Source organism: Aliihoeflea sp. PC F10.4 (assembly GCF_054612275.1).
Map to the genome: position 1 here is coordinate 993262 of NZ_JBTSWH010000001.1, position 13514 is coordinate 1006775.

Here is a 13514-nt window from a genome sequence, read left to right on the forward strand (position 1 = left end):
GATGTGGACGCGCCGCTGCTGGAGCGACAGCTTGAGGATACTGTCGCCGAAGTCGTATCGGCGACAAGACCATATGCGAAGCTCTCATTGGGCGGATTTGAGTGAGATCAACGAAACGAGCCAAACTTGTGAAATGAATTGGAAGAAGGAGCATACCATGCGTGGATTTGTTGATGACATCGAGGAACTGACCGAAGGAAACACGGATTTTCGCCGTGTTCTTTATACGGCAACAAATATGCAGCTCGTGCTGATGACGCTTCAGCCTGGCGAGGAGATCGGCGAAGAGGTTCACGACGACGGCGATCAGTTCTTCCGTGTCGAGGACGGCGAAGGTGAAATCCTGATCGATGGCAACGTGAGCAGGATCAGAGCCGATATGGCCATGATCGTACCCGCCGGGGCGCGGCATAACGTCAAGAACACCGGCAATGAGCCGCTGAAGCTTTATACGATCTACAGCCCACCCGAACATGTCGACGGTGTCGTTCATCCAACCAAGGCTGAAGCCGACGCCGCTCATGAACACTTCGACGGCAAGACCAGCGAATAACGCCGTTGGGCGAGCAGTGGTTTGCGACGACAACACCCATAAATGATGTTCCTGCTTGCCCTCCCGCACCGAACCGCGAGAGGGCAAGATGACAATTCCTTGCCAGGAGATGAGGTGAAGACTCCCGATGCGCCCGGCTTTCCCGCCGCACGGCGGCGATCATCCGCTAAAATCTGACATTCGCCATCGGCGTCATGGCAGTGCTGGTCACCGGCGGCCTGTCTTTGAACTGCCGCTGCCGCTGATCGCCGTTCACGACGGAGAGGCGCGGGTGCAGGACGGCCCTTGCATTGAATCGCGCAAATGGGCGGCACGATGTTCCGGTGCAACCTGAGGAATGGTCGACGGAGGGTAAGCGTCCGGGCTGAGGCGTCTTTCGGTGCGGCGACGATCACACGAAGATAGTGTCCACCTGTCGGGATAGTGGACACTTGCTGATGTTGGTTGATGAGGGAGATGCTCTGTCGGCGCGGAAGGCTCACCTCGTCACCGGACATGCGCGCTTCGAAGCCGCTTTCCGCCCTTGTCAGGCGGACCACGCGTTGTCCGAGCCGCAGCGGCATTCCGAAATGCTCCGCCCAGGTTTCGAGATAGTCCGCGAATTCGTCGCGATCAGGATAGGTTTCGCGATTGCCAGGGAGAGCCATTCCCGGCAATGCGCTGAACTGGCGGGACGTAAAAAGAGTCAGTCCGTCGTAACGCTGTCGCCAGACATCGCCGACACGGTCGTTCGCATCGACGATGGTAAAAGGAATGCCTTTCTTTGCCAGATAATATCCAGCAGCAAGCCCGGCCTGTCCCGCGCCGATGACGAGCACCTGGCGTTTCATCACACCACGACGACGCGCGTGCCGACAGGCACGATCTCGAAAAGCTCTTCAACATGCTCGTTGACCATTCGGACGCACCCGTTTGACACGGCCTGACCGATTGTCCAGGGCTCCGTCGTGCCATGAATGCGGTAGAGGGTGTCGCGGCCGTCGCGGTAGAGATAGAGCGCGCGCGAGCCGAGCGGATTCCCCGGTCCGCCTGGCACGCCACCGGCGAACTTCGCATAACGTTGGGTCTCGCTTGATCATGTTCGGCGTTGGCCGCCACGAGGGCCATTTCGCCTTGCGCTCGATGATCGCTTCGCCTTTGAATGCCAGCCCGGCTTTGCCGACGCCGATGCCGTAGCGGCGGGCCGTGGCCGGGGTTTCCAGAAGGTAGAGATACCGATCGCGGGGCGCGACGACGATCGTGCCGGCTGGGTAAGCGAATGGATTGGCGACCCTTTGCGGCATGAAGCGCTGCTCCAGCGTTGTGGGATGGGGATGCGCTTTGGCGGACGCCGGCAGAAAAGCCGTCGCCACGGCTGCCAGAAACCCGCCGCTGACAATACGGCGATCAATGGTCATGGCCGTCATCCTGCTGAGGAGGATTGACGTCCGGCACAAGCTTCTCGATTTCGGCTGCCGCCCGGATTCCGCTGATGATCTGCCGTTCGGCTGTGCCTTCCAATGACTGGCGGATTTGCGGCGAAACCTGTTGTAATTTCGTGGCCGTTGACCCGGGCGACGACGTCGCCTTCCTGGGCGATGGCAACGCCAGATGTCGTGGTCAGGAGGAGAGTGAGAGCGAGGGAGCGAATGTTTGGTCTACGCATCGTCTCTCTCCCTTACTGGCCAGCCGCCGCGAGCAGCGGATCGATGATCTCGCTGAAGCGTTCGACGCTCAGCACGCCTTTGTACATCTCTCCATTCACGAAGAAGGTTGGTGTGGAATCGACGCCGAATTCCTGCCTGTCCGGCGTCAGCACTGATGGGACCAAATCGGCTTAACTGAGAACGGAGGATTTCTGGTTCATCGTAGCCTTTCAAAGGAGCGAAGATGAGACAGAAATCCGGAACCGGGAAAGCGCCGGCAGAGCAGGTCATCAAAGACATCCGCCGCGCAACCCGCAAGCAATATTCGGCCGAGGAGAAGATCCGCATCGTGCTGGAGGGCTTGCGCGGCGAAGAGTCGATCGCGGCGCTGTGCCGGCGCGAGGGGATCGCGGAGAGCCTTTATTACACCTGGTCGAAGGAATTCCTGGAAGCCGGCAAGAAGCGGCTTGCCGGGGATACGGCGCGCGCCGCCACCAGCGACGAGGTGAAGGTTCTGCGCAAGGAGGCGCGCGATCTCAAGGAGGTCGTCGCCGAGCAGGCGCTGGAACTGCGGATTCTTAAAAAAAGCATGATTGCGGATGGGGGCGACGACGAATGAGATACCCCGCATCCGAGAAGCTGGAGATCATTCGGCTCGTCGAGCAGTCGCATCTGTCGGCGCGGCGCACGCTGCAAAAACTCGGTATTCCGCGCTCGACCTTCAATCGCTGGTATGACCGTTTCCTGGCCGGCGGTGTCGATGCGCTGGAGGATCGCAGGCCCCGGCCGAACCGGGTCTGGAACCGCATCCCCGAGGAGAAACGCGATCAGATCATTGAGCTGGCGTTGAACGAGCCGGAGCTGTCGCCACGGGAACTGGCGGTCACCTTCACCGACACGAGGGGCTACTTCGTCTCGGAATCCTCGGTCTACCGCCTGCTCAAGGCGCACGACCTGATCACCAGCCCGGCCTTCATCGTCATCAAGGCCGCCGACGAGTTCCATGACAAGACGACGGCGCCGAACCAGCTCTGGCAGACCGACTTCACATATCTGAAGGTCATCGGCTGGGGATGGTTCTATCTGTCGACCGTGCTCGATGACTTCTCCCGCTACATCATCGCCTGGAAGCTGTGCACCACGATGAAGGCCGGGGACGTCACCGACACGCTGACCATGGCGCTGCAGGCTTCCGGTTGCGACAACGCCAGGGTCATGCGGCGGCCTCGGCTGTTGTCCGACAATGGCCCGTCTTACGTCTCTTCCGACCTCGCCGCCTGGCTGTCGGACAAGGGCATGGACCACACCCGCGGTGCTCCCTGCCATCCCCAGACACAGGGCAAGATCGAGCGCTGGCATCAGACGCTGAAGAACCGCATCCTGCTCGAAAACTACTTCCTGCCGGGCGATCTCGAGCGGCAGATCGCGGCCTTCGTCGATCATTACAACCATCGCCGCTACCATGAGAGCATCAGCAATCTCACACCAGCCGATGTCTACTTCGGGCGCGGCGACATCATCATGCTGGAAAGGGAAAGGATCAAACGCGAAACCATCAGACAACGCCGCTTGCTTCATCGAGAAGCGGCAGCCTAACATGACAATCCTGATGGGCCAGAGCCTCCGTTAGCTCACCCCGCCAGTTGTCCCAAAAACCCTGACGACGGACAGCCTTTGCGAAGGTCATTAGCATCGCCCGGCACCAGACGTCTTCTGATGAATTATTATGCTTGTGCTACAAAGAGTCCGACATATGGGGCGATCGCTAATCGCTGAGGTGCCTGAATTAGCATTGATAAATATGAGGAAATTTCTTGCTTCAAACCTGCAACCATCATTACTTGCTGTGAGCGCAAGTAATGATGGAAGCCAGCCCCCGCAACCACCGATTCCAACACTCCCGCGAGGGCGCCTCCGGGAGTGTTTGTTTTCACAGTCTTTCCAACAGCTTGACGCGCCACCCATTCGAGGATGGTGACGAATTCGCCGTGCAGCGTGACGCAGGTTTCCCCGTGCTCCGGTCCCGGCGTCAGCACGATCTTCGAGATAAGGGCACGGAGCGCCGTCGCGGCCCGTTGCCGCTCTTCCGGGTTGTTCAGGGCCTCGGTCAGCTCGGCCACACGCTGCGCGTAGATCGCCGAGACGCTGGGCAGAATATCCGGCGAGAGGTCGGCCGGCAGTTCGGCGACCAGCTCCGACAGTTCGACCTTGCGCGCTTCCAGCCCCGACATCTTCTCCTTCATCGATGGATGATACATGCCGTCCGCGATCGCCTCGACGATCTGCGCGATCTGCTTCTCGACCTTCACCAGTTCCACCGCCCACGCTTCGCCATTGGCCCGCCGCTCGCGGTTGAGCTGGTTGGTCTCTTGGGCGTGCGCCCGCATGGCCTGCGCCGCTAGCTCCTGCGACATCAGCCGGTCCTTGAGCCCGGCCAGGATGCGGGTCTCCAGCTCGTCGCGCAGGATGGTGCGGCTGTTGGTGCAGGACTTGTTGGTGATGCGGTTCGAGCATGCGAAGCGGTCGCTGCACCGGATCGAATACGTCCCGCCGCAGCAGCCACAGAACACCAGCCCCGACAGGAGCGACTTCGGCCGACGCTTGCCGTTGAGCGCATTCTGCCGGTGATGCGCGCGCACCGCCTCGGTGACGTTGGCATACTTCTCGGCGATCTCGACCTGACGCTCGCGCACGGCCTGCCAGAGTGCGTCGTCGACGATGCGCAATTCTGGAACCTCGGTGACGATCCAGTCCGATTCCGGGTTCAGGCGTGAGACGCGCTTGCCGGTGGAGGGGTCCTTCACATAGCGCAGCCGGTTCCAGATCAGCCGGCCAATATAGAGTTCGTTGTTCACGATGCCGGTGCCACGCTTCACATGGCCCCGGATCGTGGTGTCGATCCACGGCTTGCCGCCGGGACCGGCGATGCCCTCTTCGTTCAGGTTGCGGGCGATGGAGCGCGGGCCGACGCCGGCGGCGAAGTCGCGGAAGATGCGCCGCCCGACTTACCGTCCTCGACCCGGCCGCGCAGCCCGTGATGCGTCTTGGCGGCGAGTTCGTTCAGAAACAGTGCGTTCATCGTTCCCTTGAGGCAGACATGAAGTTCGCTGATCTCGCCCTCAGCCAGTGTGAAAATCGGCACGCGCGCGAACTGGAGATGCTTGTAGAGCGTCGCCACGTCCGCCTGGTCGCGGCTGACACGGTCCAGCGCCTCGGCGAGCGCCATATCGAACTGGCCCGCCTGCGCGTCCTGCAGGATCGTCTGGATGCCCTGCCGCAGGATCATGCTCGATCCCGAGATGGCCGCTTCCTTGTAGCAGCCGACCACCTGCCAGCCCTCGCGCTTCGCCTGATCCCGGCAGATGCGGAACTGGTCCTCGATCGAGGCGTCGCGGGTCAGGCCCTGCTGCTCCATGCGGAACCTGATCGCCTCAATCGGATCGGGCGGGTCCATCGGGTGATGCTTCTCCTCATAGACCTCGAGCTGCGTCGCCAGCACGTCAGGCGGTCGCCTTTGGGCGTGCCGCTCTTCGCGCCCCACAGCCGTTCCACCTCGGCTAGTGCCGTATCGTAATCCGCCTCGGTGCGGATGGGCCTCAACTCAGTCGCCATGTCTGACCTCCGTCACGTCGATCCTGTCATATGCCTTGGTGCCAATCCACTTGATCCAGACGATGGCCTTCTCGAAGTCGACCGCCACCACGAGGCGATAATCATTGCCCTTGATGTTGAAGACGATGCGCTCGACGCTGACGATGTTGGCCGTCGCATAGAGCCGCTTTACATCCGCCAAACTCGTCCATGCCGCCTTGCTCACTTCGTCGAACGAGGCATCGAGCGCGGCCTTGACCGCCGGCTGATCCTTCTGCCCCGCGAGGCCGTCGACGAACTGCCGCAAGGTGCGGCGGGCATAGTATGGTCTGGTGCAAATCGTATTTGCGAAGTCCCCCGGCGCAACCATGCACAGAGCGGTTCGCGCGCTGGCGCCTCGTCGTCGACATCGGGATCGAGTTTGGGCCTCGTGCGCATGGCATCGCTCCCATTCGGTTTGGGATCGTGTCTGCGGTGCGCCCCCGCAAACGATCTTTGCTTACCTTGGTGATCGGGGAGTTCAAAAACCGTACCAGACGGCACCGTGGCCTTTAGGCGGGTAGCCCCGGAGCAGCGCGGCTGCTCCACGGCCAATCTAGGCTCAGGACCTATTAATTCTGTTTAAGATGTGATTCACGGTCTCCATTGAAGGAGGTTGTGATGGATGATTTGTTTCTGCTGAGCGAACGCGGATGGCGCGGATATCGCCGTTCTTCCCGCTGTCGCACGGAGTTCCCCCGGGTCGATGATCGGTGGTCGTGGGTGGCATCTGCCATGTAATCCGCAGCAGGTTGCAGTGGAAAGACTCGCCGGCCGGCTACGGCCCGCACACGACACTCTAATAACCGCTTCATCCGCTGGAGCCTGATGGGCGTGTTCGATGTTGCCTTCGGCAAGATGAAGGCGATGGCGGGCGGGGCTGCAATCGTGCGTGCGGAGATTTCATCATCAGCATAGCCAGGCTGACGATCAGACCGATTTATCGGGTGAGAAGACATAAGCCGTGCTTTGAAGGCATACTGGCAATTGTTGGCGGGTCTTATTGGCTCTGCGAAACTGAAGGCCGGCTGAAGGAGCTTGTCGTTGACCATGCAATTTGACGCCATCGTCGTCGGTGCCGGACAGGCAGGACCGTCATTGGCCGCCAGGCTTGCCGGCGCCGGCATGAAAACGGCATTGGTAGAGCGATGTCTCCTCGGCGGCACGTGTGTCAACACCGGCTGCACACCGACAAAGGCCATGGTCGCCAGCGCTTTTGTCGCGCATCTCGTTCGCCGCGCTGACCAATACGGCATTTCCGGCGTTGGCACCGGGCGTCTCGATATGAAGGTGGTCAAGGCGCGCAAGGATGCCATCGTGACGGCGTCCCGAAGCGGGCTGGACGGCTGGTTGCGCAATGTGCCCAATCTGACTTTGATCGAAGGGCATGCCCGCTTTATCTCATCGAACGAAATGGAAGTCGCCGGCGAGCGTATCGCGGCATCGCGGATATTTCTCAACGTCGGCGGACGGGCGCTCGCACCCGACTATCCCGGCACTGACGATATCGGCCATCTGACCAATTCGAGCATTCTCGACCTCGATACCGTGCCCGAACATCTGGTGGTCGTCGGTGGCGGCTATGTCGGTCTTGAATTCGCGCAGATGTTCGCACGCTTCGGCGCGCGTGTTACGGTCGTTCAGCGTGGGCCACGCCTTTTACCTCGCGAGGATCACGACATTTCCGAAGCCATACTGGCAATGTTGCAGGCAGAAGGTATCAGCTTTCGCCTCGACGCCGAATGCATTTCCTTCGAACGCGATGGCGACCGGAAAAAAGTGAACCTTTCCTGCGAGCGGGGCGAACGCGAAGTCGTCGGCAGCCATGTTCTGTTGGCGATAGGAAGACGCCCGAACACGGACGATCTTGGCCTCGACATGGCCGGTGTGGCGCTCGACGAGCGCGGCTACATCCTCGTCGACGACACCTTGCAGACGAACGTTCCCGGCATCTGGGCGCTTGGCGATTGTAACGGCCGCGGTGCCTTTACCCACACTGCCTATAACGATCACCAGATCGTCGCGGAAAACCTGCTCGACGGTGCCGGTCGGACGCTCCTGGAACGTCCTTCAATCTACGCGCTCTATACCGACCCGCCGCTGGGACGGGTGGGGCTTGGAGAAGACGAGGCGAGGCGCGCCGGCTATTCGGTTCTTGTAGGAAAAAGGCCGATGACGCGCGTGGCGCGTGCGGTAGAGAAGGGCGAGACGACAGGCTTGATGAAGATCGTCACCGACGCGTTATCCGGCAGGCTTCTGGGCGCCTCGATCCTCGGAGTCGGCGGTGATGAGGCCGTGCAAAGCGTCGTCGACCTCATCAACAGCAAGGCGGATGCCGAAACGCTCAGGCGTTCACTGCGCATCCACCCGACTGTATGTGAACTGCTGCCGAGCCTCGTTGCCGAACAGATGCCTTCAAAACCCGGTCCGCATAAGGAGGAGAAACCATGAGACTGCAAAAATTCGCCCTCGCAGACGCTTCATTCGAACGTGCGCCCGATCAGAAGGGTGATATCGACACCGGAAACCTCGTCGACCAGCGCCATGGTGGCCCGATCACGATTGGATATGGCCGCTATGGACCCGATCAGGTTCTCGAGGAAACGATGGCGGTTCATGATGTGATGATCATTCTCGAGGGGAAGCTGACCGTGACGAGCGGCGATATCAGGGTCACTGCCGGTCCGGGTGAAATCATCTATATGCCGCAAAGCGAGGCGGTGAAAATTCTCTCGCATGAACTGGGCGCAACGACTGCCTATGTTACATATCCGCACTGGAAGGAAGGGCGGGAATGATTTCGTGAAGCCTTTCCGGCACCGCGCTGTCAGTCGTCACTTTCCGGCGGATTTGCCAATCGGACCCAGATGGGTCGATCCGAAACCTTCGCCATATTTGAGCCCGTAGCCCAGCGCACGATCGAAGCCGATATGCGCGGCCCAGATCAATCCGGCAGGTAGTGCATATGGAAAGCCGAGAACCGCGCCGAAGACGATGAGCGAAAGGGGCAGGCCGCAAAAATGCGCTGCATTGTAAATGGTCGCTCCCGTTTTCGGTCCCGCGAGATAGCCCGACATAGATAAATCCGGCGCCAGAAACAAAAGCAGGAACAGCCACCAACTCGCATCCAGATTGGCATAAGCCGCTACCGCAGCAAGGAGAACGAAAAAGCCCTCCAGCCGCAGAAGGGCTTTCGGCATTCCGACAACAGAACCAGCCATGAGCTACGCTCTCGGTTTGATCAACAGACACCGGATACAATGGTAGGTCGGTCCAACCCGGTCAACGTGATTGGCGAGGTGCGCCAAATCGCAAGCCATCGACGAGCAATTTCACCATGCGTTCGGTATGGGCCGGGCCGTCATCACCTGTTGCGACGGCAAGATTTCCAATTGCGCGCAAAAGGTCATAGGGCGCGATATCGGACCGGATGTCGCCTGCGCCAGCGGCACTGGCGATGAGACCGGCAAGCGCCGGCTCAAACCGGCTTCGAAAATAGTCCGGCAGGCTTGCAAAGGCGGCGTCACCCGAATGCAGGGCTGCAGCCAGTCCCTGCTTGGTCGCAAGAAAACGCGTATAACGCAAAAGCCATCCAGTGAGCGCGGTGAGCGGGGCGTGCTCTTGCGAAAGCGTTACTGCTTCCTCAGCGCAAGCATCGACCTCGCGACGGAAGACGGCCGCAACCAGATCGGCACGAGTGGGAAAACGGCGGTAGAGCGTGCCGAGACCCAACCCCGCCTCGGTTGCAATTTCACGGATCGGCGCATCGACCCCGGAGCGGGCAAAAACCAGCCTGGCCGCTGCAAGCAAGGCCTCCTCGTTGCGACGGGCATCCGCGCGTACGTGCGGAGCGCCACCATCATTGTCCATCGATTGACGTATCTTTTCCGTCATTCGCTCGCCCTGAATTTTGGTGTCGCGACGCGTTATGCGCATTTGCCCTTGATAAACGGATCAATGTTCCGTATTTGTGTATCGGAACATTGATCCGTTTTATATCTGAAAGGTATCGCCATGTCACCTCGCACTATCGCTGGGCCGTCGCCTGTCGTTTCGATCGCGCCTATTTCCTTGGCAATCGAGGGCAGGGGCGCCGATCTCGAATTGCGCGTGTCCGCCCCCGAGGAAGGTATCGATCTGCCGCTTATTCTCTTTTCTCATGGCAACGGCCAGTCGCTTTATGGCTATGGTCCATTGGCCGATTATTGGGCGGCGCATGGTTTCGCCGTCATCCAGCCTACCCATCTGGATTCGCGCATGCTCGGTCTTTCGCAGGACGATGCGCGCCGACCCGACTTCTGGCGATTCCGCGAGCAGGATTTGCAGGATGTTCTTGGCCGGCTCGACGAGATCGAAAGCAAGGCACCGATGGTGAAGGGCCGGATCGATCGCAGCCGAATCGCGGTCGCCGGCCATTCATGGGGTGGCCAGACTGCGAGCACTTTGCTTGGGGCGACCCATCCCGACCCGGCGGACGGATCGGTTGTCAGCCGCAAGGATGCGCGCGTCAAAGCTGGTGTGCTTCTGGCGACGCCTGGAAATGGCGGTGCGGATCTGAGCGAATTTGCAGCTCGTGCGCTGCCGTTCATGCATCCAGACTTTTCCACCATGACCACGCCGACGCTCGTCGTCTTTGGCGATGCGGATCAGGGCGGGCTGACCACACGCGGGCCAAACTGGTGGCGTGACGCCTATGATCTGAGCCCATCGCCAAAGGCGCTGTTCACGGCTTTCGGCGGGGAACACGGACTGGGTGGACTTGCCGGATATGAATCGCGTGAAACCACCGACGAACGCCCGCAGCGTGTCGCGGCCATTCAGAGTCTCTCGACCGCATATCTGCGCAGTGCGCTCTATCCCGGCAATCCTGCATGGGATCTAGCCGTTGCCGATCTTGCGGGCGAGTCCAGTCCCGAGGGTGCTGTTGAAACCAAGTAAGGCGGGCTGGGGCCGACCTCCGGCAGGTGCGAGATTGTTGTCTGGCTGCAACGGAGCTTCCACTCGCTAAAGTGTGAAGTTGTCACGCAGGCGACACGTGACCACATCACGGTCGAACCGGCTCCGTTGTATCCGGCCCAACTCAAAGCGAAGGGATATGTTCATGGCTTTCATCACCACATCCGATGGTACGAACCTGTTCTACAAGGACTGGGGTCCGCGCGACGCGCAGCCTGTCGTGTTTCACCATGGCTGGCCGCTCAGTTCCGATGACTGGGACAATCAGATGCTTTTCTTTTTGTCGCATGGCTATCGCGTGATCGCTCATGACCGGCGTGGCCATGGCCGTTCAGACCAGACCGATACCGGCAATGAAATGGACACGTATGCAGCGGATGTGTCGGAACTCGCCAAGGCACTCGATTTGCGAGACGCCATTCACATCGGCCATTCCACAGGCGGAGGCGAGGTCGCGCGCTATGCTGCCCGCGCCGAGAGCGGAAGGGTGGCAAAGGCGGTTCTGATCGGTGCCGTACCGCCGGTTATGGTCAAGTCGGATAAGAACCCCGATGGCGTTCCCATGGATGTTTTCGACGGCATTCGCGCAGGTGTGCTTTCGAACCGCGCCCAGTTCTTCATGGACCTGCCCAGCGGCCCGTTTTACGGCTTCAATCGCGAAGGCGCCGAAGTCAGCCAGGGATTGATCCAAAACTGGTGGCGGCAAGGAATGGCTGGCGGCGCGAAGGCGCATTACGATTGTATCGTTGCGTTTTCCGAAACCGATTTCACGGAAGATCTGAAGGCGATCACGGTCCCGGTCCTGTTTCTGCACGGTGAAGACGACCAGATCGTTCCGATCGAAAATTCCGCTCACAAGGCGGTCAAACTGGTGCAGAACGGCAAGCTGAAATCCTATCCGGGTCTTTCGCACGGCCTGTTCGCGACGCATCCGGACATGGTCAACGCCGATCTTCTCGCGTTCATCCAAGAAGGCTGACGCGACCGACCATCATTGATTGCGGCGGCCTTTTGGTCGCCGCTTTCAACGAGGTTATCGCCATTTTCTGGCATAATCGATCAAGGCGCGCAGCTTGGGCGCCATATTGCGGCGCTGGGGAAAATACAGGAAGAAACCGGGAAAGGGCGGCAGATAGTCGCCTAGCAGCGGAACAAGCTCGCCTGATGCCACGAATGGCCGGAAGGTCTCTTCCAGTGCGAAGGTGATCCCGCCTCCGGCGAGTGCGGCGCGGATCATCAAGCGTAGATCGTTCGTGGTGATCTGGGCTTCGACCGCAACATCGAACGGAACGCCGTTTTCCTCAAACTCCCAGCGATATGGCGCAACGTTCGGTGCCGGTCGCCAGCCGATGCATCGATGACGGACAAGCTCGTGCGGATGGGCCGGCGCGCCATGTTCCGCGATATAGGCGGGGCTTGCGACGACCATCTCGCGCTGATTGCCGGTGATGGGGATGGCGATCATGTCCTGCTCGATCACTTCGCCCAGCCTGACGCCTGCGTCGAAACCTGCGGCGACGATGTCGAATTCCTCATCGGTAACGGTGACGTCGATCGTCACGCCGGGGTGAGCTTTTGCAAACGAGGCGATCAGCGGGCCTGAAAGAAATTGCTCGGCAATCGATGTCACGGCGATCTTGAGAAGCCCGCTTGGCGCGCCGCCGGAGCCTTCCAGAGCCGTGCCGATGTCGCTGACAGGCCCGGACAAGGCTTCGTGCAGGCGTTCGCCGACCTCCGTCAGGCGCACCGAACGCGTCGTGCGCATGACGAGCGCCGTCCCGACGGCATCCTCCAGCCGGCGCACGCCCTGACTGACGGCCGAGCGCGTCACGCCTAGACGATCGGCGGCGGCGCGGAAATTATGCTCCTCCGCAACGGCGAGAAAGAGCGGCAGCAAATTGAGATCGATCTTCATTGTCCAGCAATGCTAACCAACAAGTCAAGTAGATGACGGATACCAGCACCGGTCCACGAGGTCCATCTTCACCTTGAACGCAACAAGGGAGTTCGACATGGACAAGGTCATTTTGATTACCGGAGCCTCCAGCGGGATCGGCGAGGGCATCGCCAGAGAACTGGGCAGCACCGGCGCGAAGATATTGCTGGGTGCGCGCCGAACTGAGCGCGTCGAGGCCATCGCGGCGGAAATAAGCAGCGCCGGTGGCACGGCGGACGCCATGGCGCTCGACGTCACTGATCGCGCTTCCGTGGCCGCCTTTGCCGACGCGGCGACGCAAAAGTGGGGCCGCATCGATGTTCTCATCAACAATGCCGGCGTGATGCCGCTTTCGCCCATGTCCGCCGGCAAGCAGGACGAGTGGGAGCGCATGGTCGACGTCAATATCAAGGGCGTCTTGTGGGGAATCGGCGCGGTGCTCCCGGTGATGGAGGCACAGGGAAGCGGCCAGATCATCAATATCGGCTCCATCGGTGCGCTCAATGTCGTGCCGACGGGCGCGGTCTACTGTGCGACAAAATTTGCCGTCAGAGCGATTTCCGACGGTTTGCGGCAGGAAAGCGCGAATATCCGCGTCACCTGCGTCAATCCGGGCGTCGTGGAAAGCGAACTTGCCTCGACCATCACCCATGAAGAGACGATGGCTGTCATGGACGACTACCGGGCCGTCGCGCTCCAGCCCGCCGATATCGCCCGGGCGGTGCGGCATGTGATCGAGGCACCTGCGGGCGTCGACACCACCGAGATCACCATTCGCCCGACCGCATCGGCAAATTGATCGATTATCGCGACA

14 protein-coding genes and 3 pseudogenes are annotated in these 13514 nt (G+C 60.4%); 8 read left to right on the forward strand and 9 right to left on the reverse strand.

The window, feature by feature from the left end:
• The first annotated feature begins 1 nt into the window (after position 1).
• On the forward strand, positions 2-553 hold the full coding sequence (locus ACX82Z_RS04960; protein WP_459586895.1) for a cupin domain-containing protein: 552 nt from the start codon (positions 2-4) through the stop codon (positions 551-553).
• Here ACX82Z_RS04960 and ACX82Z_RS04965 read toward each other — a convergent pair.
• The 3 genes and pseudogenes from ACX82Z_RS04965 to ACX82Z_RS04975 form a co-directional block, all read right to left on the reverse strand.
• Entirely contained in the window at positions 520-1383 is an 864-nt protein-coding gene (locus ACX82Z_RS04965) for an NAD(P)-binding domain-containing protein (protein ID WP_084466163.1), read from the reverse strand. The two genes, ACX82Z_RS04960 and ACX82Z_RS04965, sit on opposite strands and share 34 nt — an antisense overlap.
• Positions 1383-1959: pseudogene (locus ACX82Z_RS04970) on the reverse strand (L,D-transpeptidase). The gene ACX82Z_RS04965 and the pseudogene ACX82Z_RS04970 overlap by 1 nt, the downstream one beginning before the upstream one ends.
• A gap of 251 nt (positions 1960-2210) precedes the next feature.
• Positions 2211-2330: pseudogene (locus tag ACX82Z_RS04975) on the reverse strand (DsbA family protein); the annotation flags it as partial.
• Between the two features lie 92 nt (positions 2331-2422).
• On the opposite strand from ACX82Z_RS04975, the gene ACX82Z_RS04980 reads away from it, so the two are divergent.
• Positions 2423-3774 (forward strand): IS3 family transposase gene (locus ACX82Z_RS04980; RefSeq protein ID WP_459586898.1). Its coding sequence is split into 2 segments (ribosomal slippage): positions 2423-2759 and positions 2759-3774, totalling 1353 coding nucleotides; the frame shifts between segments, so codons are not numbered across the junction.
• Positions 3775-3902: 128 nt separating this feature from the next.
• On the opposite strand, the gene ACX82Z_RS04985 is transcribed toward ACX82Z_RS04980, so the two are convergent.
• The 3 genes from ACX82Z_RS04985 to ACX82Z_RS04995 form a co-directional block, all read right to left on the reverse strand.
• Positions 3903-5171: a recombinase family protein gene (locus ACX82Z_RS04985; RefSeq protein ID WP_459911621.1), complete on the reverse strand. Its 1269-nt coding sequence runs from the start codon at positions 5169-5171 to the stop codon at positions 3903-3905.
• Entirely contained in the window at positions 5117-5677 is a 561-nt protein-coding gene (locus ACX82Z_RS04990) for a recombinase family protein (RefSeq protein ID WP_459586899.1), read from the reverse strand. Before ACX82Z_RS04990 ends, ACX82Z_RS04985 begins: the two co-directional genes overlap by 55 nt.
• A 102-nt stretch (positions 5678-5779) precedes the next feature.
• On the reverse strand, positions 5780-6139 hold the full coding sequence (locus tag ACX82Z_RS04995) for a type II toxin-antitoxin system HigB family toxin (RefSeq protein ID WP_459586901.1): 360 nt from the start codon (positions 6137-6139) through the stop codon (positions 5780-5782).
• 322 nt (positions 6140-6461) lie between these two features.
• On the opposite strand from ACX82Z_RS04995, the pseudogene ACX82Z_RS05000 reads away from it, so the two are divergent.
• The 3 genes and pseudogenes from ACX82Z_RS05000 to ACX82Z_RS05010 all read left to right on the forward strand — a co-directional run.
• Positions 6462-6648, forward strand: a pseudogene (locus tag ACX82Z_RS05000) (transposase); the annotation flags it as partial.
• 210 nt (positions 6649-6858) lie between these two features.
• Positions 6859-8259, forward strand: a complete 1401-nt coding sequence (locus ACX82Z_RS05005; RefSeq protein WP_459911623.1) for an FAD-containing oxidoreductase — start codon at positions 6859-6861, stop codon at positions 8257-8259.
• Positions 8256-8606: an ethanolamine utilization protein gene (locus ACX82Z_RS05010; protein WP_459586903.1), complete on the forward strand. Its 351-nt coding sequence runs from the start codon at positions 8256-8258 to the stop codon at positions 8604-8606. The genes ACX82Z_RS05005 and ACX82Z_RS05010 overlap by 4 nt, the downstream gene beginning before the upstream one ends.
• A gap of 36 nt (positions 8607-8642) precedes the next feature.
• Here the strand turns inward: ACX82Z_RS05010 and ACX82Z_RS05015 are convergent, their stop codons facing one another.
• Together ACX82Z_RS05015 and ACX82Z_RS05020 are read right to left on the reverse strand one after the other, a co-directional pair.
• Complete coding sequence (locus tag ACX82Z_RS05015; protein WP_459586905.1) at positions 8643-9029, reverse strand: DUF4260 domain-containing protein; 387 nt, start codon at positions 9027-9029, stop codon at positions 8643-8645.
• A gap of 61 nt (positions 9030-9090) precedes the next feature.
• Positions 9091-9702, reverse strand: coding sequence for a TetR/AcrR family transcriptional regulator (locus ACX82Z_RS05020; RefSeq protein WP_459586907.1), 612 nt, complete (start codon positions 9700-9702; stop codon positions 9091-9093).
• Positions 9703-9822: 120 nt separating this feature from the next.
• On the opposite strand from ACX82Z_RS05020, the gene ACX82Z_RS05025 reads away from it, so the two are divergent.
• Together ACX82Z_RS05025 and ACX82Z_RS05030 are read left to right on the forward strand one after the other, a co-directional pair.
• Positions 9823-10746 carry an alpha/beta hydrolase family protein gene (locus ACX82Z_RS05025; protein WP_459586909.1) on the forward strand — a complete coding sequence of 308 codons (924 nt, stop codon included), beginning with the start codon at positions 9823-9825 and terminating at the stop codon, positions 10744-10746.
• Positions 10747-10909: 163 nt separating this feature from the next.
• Entirely contained in the window at positions 10910-11743 is an 834-nt protein-coding gene (locus tag ACX82Z_RS05030; RefSeq protein WP_459586911.1) for an alpha/beta fold hydrolase, read from the forward strand.
• 54 nt (positions 11744-11797) lie between these two features.
• Here the strand turns inward: ACX82Z_RS05030 and ACX82Z_RS05035 are convergent, their stop codons facing one another.
• Positions 11798-12679 (reverse strand): LysR family transcriptional regulator, encoded by an 882-nt coding sequence (locus ACX82Z_RS05035; protein ID WP_459586913.1) that lies wholly within the window; start codon positions 12677-12679, stop codon positions 11798-11800.
• Positions 12680-12776: 97 nt separating this feature from the next.
• On the opposite strand from ACX82Z_RS05035, the gene ACX82Z_RS05040 reads away from it, so the two are divergent.
• A complete protein-coding gene (locus ACX82Z_RS05040) occupies positions 12777-13499 on the forward strand; it encodes an SDR family oxidoreductase (RefSeq protein ID WP_459586914.1) in 723 nt (240 codons plus the stop codon).
• The last annotated feature ends 15 nt before the right edge of the window (positions 13500-13514 follow it).

Excerpts from the sequence above, each read along its gene's own strand:
- ACX82Z_RS04960 (WP_459586895.1), top strand. The coding sequence starts at position 2 with ATGTGGACGCGCCGCTGCTGGAGCGACAGCTTGAGGATACTGTCGCCG.
- ACX82Z_RS04965 (WP_084466163.1), bottom strand. The coding sequence starts at position 1,383 with ATGAAACGCCAGGTGCTCGTCATCGGCGCGGGACAGGCCGGGCTTGCT.
- ACX82Z_RS04995 (WP_459586901.1), bottom strand. The coding sequence starts at position 6,139 with ATGGTTGCGCCGGGGGACTTCGCAAATACGATTTGCACCAGACCATAC.
- ACX82Z_RS05005 (WP_459911623.1), top strand. The coding sequence starts at position 6,859 with ATGCAATTTGACGCCATCGTCGTCGGTGCCGGACAGGCAGGACCGTCA.
- ACX82Z_RS05010 (WP_459586903.1), top strand. The coding sequence starts at position 8,256 with ATGAGACTGCAAAAATTCGCCCTCGCAGACGCTTCATTCGAACGTGCG.
- ACX82Z_RS05015 (WP_459586905.1), bottom strand. The coding sequence starts at position 9,029 with ATGGCTGGTTCTGTTGTCGGAATGCCGAAAGCCCTTCTGCGGCTGGAG.
- ACX82Z_RS05020 (WP_459586907.1), bottom strand. The coding sequence starts at position 9,702 with ATGACGGAAAAGATACGTCAATCGATGGACAATGATGGTGGCGCTCCG.
- ACX82Z_RS05025 (WP_459586909.1), top strand. The coding sequence starts at position 9,823 with ATGTCACCTCGCACTATCGCTGGGCCGTCGCCTGTCGTTTCGATCGCG.
- ACX82Z_RS05030 (WP_459586911.1), top strand. The coding sequence starts at position 10,910 with ATGGCTTTCATCACCACATCCGATGGTACGAACCTGTTCTACAAGGAC.
- ACX82Z_RS05035 (WP_459586913.1), bottom strand. The coding sequence starts at position 12,679 with ATGAAGATCGATCTCAATTTGCTGCCGCTCTTTCTCGCCGTTGCGGAG.
- ACX82Z_RS05040 (WP_459586914.1), top strand. The coding sequence starts at position 12,777 with ATGGACAAGGTCATTTTGATTACCGGAGCCTCCAGCGGGATCGGCGAG.